Annotated in this window: 3 protein-coding genes and 1 pseudogene; 3 read left to right on the top strand and 1 reads right to left on the bottom strand. The window is 73.8% G+C overall.

All coding sequences use genetic code 11. The features are described from left to right. Both IH13_RS0134540 and IH13_RS0134535 read left to right on the top strand, forming a co-directional pair. Positions 1 to 304 (top strand): annotated as a pseudogene (locus tag IH13_RS0134540) (decarboxylase); the annotation flags it as partial. A 153-nt stretch (positions 305 to 457) separates the two neighbouring features. Next, positions 458 to 1,612, top strand: coding sequence for an LLM class flavin-dependent oxidoreductase (locus IH13_RS0134535; RefSeq protein ID WP_031090845.1), 1,155 nt, complete (start codon positions 458 to 460; stop codon positions 1,610 to 1,612). 58 nt (positions 1,613 to 1,670) lie between these two features. Here the strand turns inward: IH13_RS0134535 and IH13_RS0134530 are convergent, their stop codons facing one another. After that, entirely contained in the window at positions 1,671 to 3,503 is a 1,833-nt protein-coding gene (locus IH13_RS0134530) for a putative bifunctional diguanylate cyclase/phosphodiesterase (protein ID WP_031090843.1), read from the bottom strand. A gap of 424 nt (positions 3,504 to 3,927) precedes the next feature. Here IH13_RS0134530 and IH13_RS0134525 point away from each other — a divergent pair, with 424 nt between their 5' ends. Further along, a complete protein-coding gene (locus IH13_RS0134525; RefSeq protein WP_031090841.1) occupies positions 3,928 to 5,169 on the top strand; it encodes a M6 family metalloprotease domain-containing protein in 1,242 nt (413 codons plus the stop codon). The last annotated feature ends 90 nt before the right edge of the window (positions 5,170 to 5,259 follow it).

Here is a 5,259-nt window from a genome sequence, read left to right as displayed (position 1 = left end):
CGTCACCGCCGCCGATGCCGCGGCGTGCGACATCGAGCGGATCAAGGAACTCGTCCGGGCCGCCGACCATCCCGACGCCGAGGTCGTGCTGCTCCCGGACAACGCCCTGCACACGGCGGCGCACGTCCCCGAGCTGGAGGAACTGCTGGGCAAGCCGGTCCTCACGGCGAACCAGGTGGCGGTCTGGGAGGGGCTCAGGCTCGCCGAGCGCCGGGTCTGGGCGCCCACCCTCGGGACGCTCTTCGCGACCCGGGAACCCCCGCCCGGCTCCGTGGAGAACCGGGGCATCGAGGTCCGCGAGTGATCCGCGCCCGGGACTCCCGGCACTGGTGACCCGCCCGGCACCGGTGACCCGCCCGGCGCCGGTCGCTCCGCCCGTCGGCGGGAATAAACGGAGTCGGCCTCCTGTTGATGACCTCCGGTACCCAGACGCACCACCACCGGAGAGGCCCGACACGTGGACGAGAACCGAGGCGAAGCGAACCGAGGCGGTCAGATCCGCGGCACCGCCGACGGGACGGCCTCCGTCCCGCTGTCCGTGCTGGACCTGGTGACCGTGGGGGCGGGCCGCACCGCGAGCCAGGCCCTGCGCACCAGCGTGGACATCGCACGGCTGACCGAGCGCCGGGGCTTCCACCGCTTCTGGGTGGCGGAGCACCACTCGATGCCGGGCGTGGCCTCCTCCTCGCCGGCCGTCATCCTGGCGCACCTGGCCGCCCACACCGAGCGCATCCGGCTCGGGTCCGGCGGCGTGATGCTGCCCAACCACGCGCCCCTGGTGATCGCCGAGCAGTTCGGCACCCTGGAGGCGATGGCCCCGGGCCGTGTCGACCTCGGGCTGGGCCGCGCGCCCGGCACCGACGGCGCCACGGCGGCGGCCCTGCGCCGCACGGACCGGCTCAACGAGGGGGCATTGGGGTCTCCCCTGGTCGAGCGAAGCCGAGACCTTGGGGAAGACTTCCCGCAGCAGCTCGCGGAGCTGATCCGCTTCCTGGACGACGACTTCCCCGACGGGCACCCCTACGCCCGTATCCACGCGGTTCCCGGGCCGGTCCAGGCGACCTCGCCCGGCGGCGTCCAGTCGCCGGCCCGGCCGCCCGTCTGGCTGCTGGGCTCCTCCGGCTTCAGCGCGCAGCTGGCCGGTGTGCTGGGGCTGCCCTTCGCCTTCGCCCACCACTTCTCGGCCCGCAACACCGTCCCGGCCCTCGACCTGTACCGGGAGTCCTTCAAGCCGTCCGCCGTGCTGGACGCCCCGTACGCCCTGATCGGCGTCTCGGCGCTGGCCGCCGACGACGAGCGCGAAGCGCGCCGCCAGGTGCTCAGCGGCGCCCTGTCGATGGTGCGGCTGCGCACCGGCCGCCCCGGCCTGGTGCCCACGCCCGAGGAGGCGGAGGCGTACGACTTCAGCCCCATGGAGCGCGAGTTCGTCGACAACTGGCTGGCCGACATCGTCCACGGCACCGCGGACGAGGTACGCGACGGGCTCGACGCCCTGGCCGAGCGCACCGGGGCCGACGAGCTGATGATCACGGCCAACGCCCACGGCGGTGAGGCCCGGCTGCGCTCGTACGAGCTGATCGCGGACGCGTACGGACTGCCCGACCTGGGCTGATCCACCCCGCCGGGCGCCGCCCGGGCCCCTGGGCGGTGCTCAGGGGCCCGGGCGGGGCTCAGGCCTCCGGCGGTCTGGAGCCGATCAGCTCCGCGATCCGTTCCGGGGTCACCGCCCGCGAGTACAGCCACCCCTGTCCGGTGTCGCAGCCGATCCGCCGCAGCCGCTCCGCCTGGCCCGAGGTCTCCACGCACTCCGCGGTGACCGTCAGGCCCAGGCGGTGCGCGAGCTGCACCATCGCCTCGACGATGGTCTCGTCGGCCGGACTGGAGCGGGCGCCCTCCTCCTGTCGGAAGCCGCGCACGAAGGAACCGTCCAGTTTCAGTACCGAGACCGGGAGCCGGCTCAGATAGGCGAGGTTGGAGTAGCCGGTGCCGAAGTCGTCGATGGCGATCCGGACGCCCCTGTCGCTCAGCTCCTGGAGCACCCGCAGGGGCCGGCCCGCCGAGCCCGTCACCGCCGACTCGGTCAGCTCCAGCTGGAGCAGCCCGGGAGCCAGACCGGTCTCGGCGAGGACCTCCGCCACATCGGCGACCAGGTCCGAGTCCCAGAGCTGGCGCACGGCGACGTTGACGCTGATGAACAGAGCCGGCTCCCCGGGGTGGTCCAGCTGCCAGCGGCGCGCCTGCCGGCAGGCCGTACGCAGGACCCACCGGCCGAGCTGGACGATGCTGCCGTCCTCCTCGGCGATCGGGACGAACCGGTGGGGCGCCAGCATCCCGAACCGCGGGTGGTCCCACCGCACCAGCGCCTCCACGCCCCGGACGACCTCGTCGGCCATGCCGACCAGCGGCTGGTACTCCAGGGTGAACTCGCCGCGTTCGACGGCGGCCCGCAGGGTGGACGAGAGCGCCTGCCGGGTCATCCGGTGCGCGTTGCGCTCCGGGTCGAAGAGCGTCCAGCGCCCCCTTCCGTCCGCCTTCGCCCAGTACAGGGTGGTGTCCGCGGCCTGCATCAGGGCGGTGGGGGTGGCGTCCGCCACGGGACGCTCCACGACCCCGATCGACGCCGAGACGGTCAGCCGCTGCCCGCCCACCTCGAAGGGCCGCGCCAGCGCGTCGAGCACCGCACCGGCGAGCTCGGTGAGCTGGCACGTACCGGTCGAGTCCTCCACCAGGATCGCGAACTCGTCACCGCCCAGGCGCGCCACCAGATGGCCCCCGGTGCGACGGCCGTACGCCTCGGCGCAGTCGGTGAGCCGGCCGGCGACGGCGGCCAGCAACCGGTCGCCGACGTGGTGCCCCAGGGTGTCGTTGACCGCCTTGAAACCGTCGAGGTCCAGGTAGCACAGACCGACCCGGCCGTGCCGGGGCGGCGGGCCGTCCTGGCACGTCGGGGTCTCCAGGGCGGTCGTGAGCCGCTCGAAGAAGAGCGTCCGGTTGGGCAGCCTGGTCACCGGGTCGTGCAACCGCAGGTGGCGCAGCCGCAGCTGGAGGTCGTGCCGGTCGCTGACGTCCTCGACGGACAGCAGCGCGCCGCCCCGGCCCCCGGCCGGGCCCGCCATGGCGACGACGGTGACCTCCGCCCACACGGACCGGCCGTCGGGGTGCTTGAGCCGGCGGGTGCAGCGGAGCCGGGAGCGGGTACCGGCCAGGACCTCTCCGTACGCCTGCCAGGTCCGCCGGTCGGCCGCCAGGTCCACCAGGTCGGCGGCGCGCCTGCCGGGCAGCGAGGCGGGGTGGGTGCCGAGCAGCGCCCCCAGGGCGTCGTTGGCGCGGGCGACCTGGCCGCGGTCGTCGACGACCGCCATCGGGAGGGCCGCCGCCCGGAAGGCGGCACGGTAGTCACGCAGCTCGCGAGGGCTCACCTCGTCACGCTCGGTGACCGTCGGTGGTCCGGCGGCAGGTGGCTCGCCCGGCCGGGACGCCGGCCCTTCGGAGGTTTGGCTCACCGCTCGCTCCCGCTGTGCAGGTTGGTCGTGAAGAGATGTGGCCGGCCTGGGCAGCGTGACGGGGCGACGTGCCGGAGGCGGAAACCACACAGGAAAGCGAGGTGAAGCATAGAGGGTGGCGCCTCGGGCATACCAGCGCCGCCACCGTTTCGCGGGGGCGGCACGGCCCGTGGCACGCGCATGGCCCACCCGGCGGGTGCGGGGCGCCGCCCCTCTCCATTGGCCTGATATCGATCGTTTCTGGTTGAACATGGCGAGTTGCACTGATCGAACGATCGATTGTGACGCTCTGTGCACGGGGCTTGAGGGGCGAGGAAGGCGGCCCGGCTCCGACTGACCCGTGTGGGGCAGCACAACGAGGCGTACGGGACCGGCCCGCCCCAGGGTGAGGGGGACGGGTCCCGCAGTCCCACCGGAGGTACACGTGCCGCGCCAGCACCGACAGCGGGGATCGGCGCGGTCCGGTCTGCGCAGTGCCGCGGCCGCCCTCACCTCCCTGCTGGCGCTCGCCGCCACCGGACTCGTCGCCGGACCCGTCGCGGCGGCCACCGGGGACGCCGGCCCCTGCGCCCTCCCGCGCACCGGCGCCCACCACTCGCTCGGCCTCGACTCCTGGAACGACGCCTACCCGCGCCCCGACCACGACCTCGACGCGGTCATGGTCTTCCTCTCCTTCCCGGGCTCCGAGCCCGTCGTGTCCCCCGAGGTGCTCACCGCCGACTACTTCCCCTCCACCACCCGCTTCTTCCAGCGCGCCTCCTACGGAGCCTTCACCCTGCGGGCCCATCCGCAGCGGAAGTGGGTCAGGATGCCCCACCCCGCCACCTGGTACCGGATACAGCGCGACTGGGGGCCCGAGCGGCGCGGCGCCTACCTGCGCGACGCGATCAGAGCCGCCGACGACCAGGTCGACTTCTCCGCGTACGACATCGTCTACCTGGTCGCCGACCCGGACGCGCCCGGTGTCGACTCCGACGCCACGAAGGTCGTCAACTTCGACCGGCCGCTACGCGCCGACGGCACCGACATCAGGCGTGTCGTCACCGTCTTCGAGGAGCACCCGCCCGACCGGAACGTCCTGGCCCACGAGACCGGCCACGTCTTCGACCTGGCGGACCTCTACCACCGGCCGGAGGACGGCAAGGGCGACTGGGACACCTACGTCGGTGACTGGGACGTCATGGGGAGCCAGTTCGGACTCGCGCCCGACCTGTTCGGCTGGCACAAGTGGAAGCTCGGCTGGCTGGGCGGCGACGAGATCGTCTGCGTCCAGGGCAGCGCCGACCTCACCCTGGTGCCGATGGCCGAGGCGCCCGTACGCGGCGGCTCCAAGGGGACCCGGCTCGCGGTCATCCGGACCGGCACGGACAGCGCGCTCGCCGTCGAGGCCCGCAGCGCCACCGGCAACGACCGGACGACCTGCGCCGAAGGCGTCCTGATCTACCGCATCCACAACGCGACACCCTCCGGAGGCGGCCCCGTCGAGGTCGTCGACACCCACCCCGACTCCGACGCCTGCTGGGACCGCTCGGTCTACCCGCCGCTCGCCGACGCCCCGCTCCGGGAGGGCGAGCGGTACACCGTGCCCGGCGAACGCACCCGCATCGAGGTGGCCGGCCGGACACGCTCCGGGGCCTGGAACGTACGGATCACCACGGGCACCTGAGCCCGACGGCTGTGCCGGGTCTCAGACGGGCCGCTCGGCCGTGACGACCACACCCGGTCCGGTCTGCCCGTCCGGCGGCAGCCGCAGTTC

Source organism: Streptomyces sp. NRRL WC-3549 (assembly GCF_000721935.1).
GTDB lineage: Bacteria > Actinomycetota > Actinomycetes > Streptomycetales > Streptomycetaceae > Streptomyces.
Note: the sequence above shows the minus strand (reverse complement) of the source record. Positions and strands in the feature narration are given on the sequence as shown.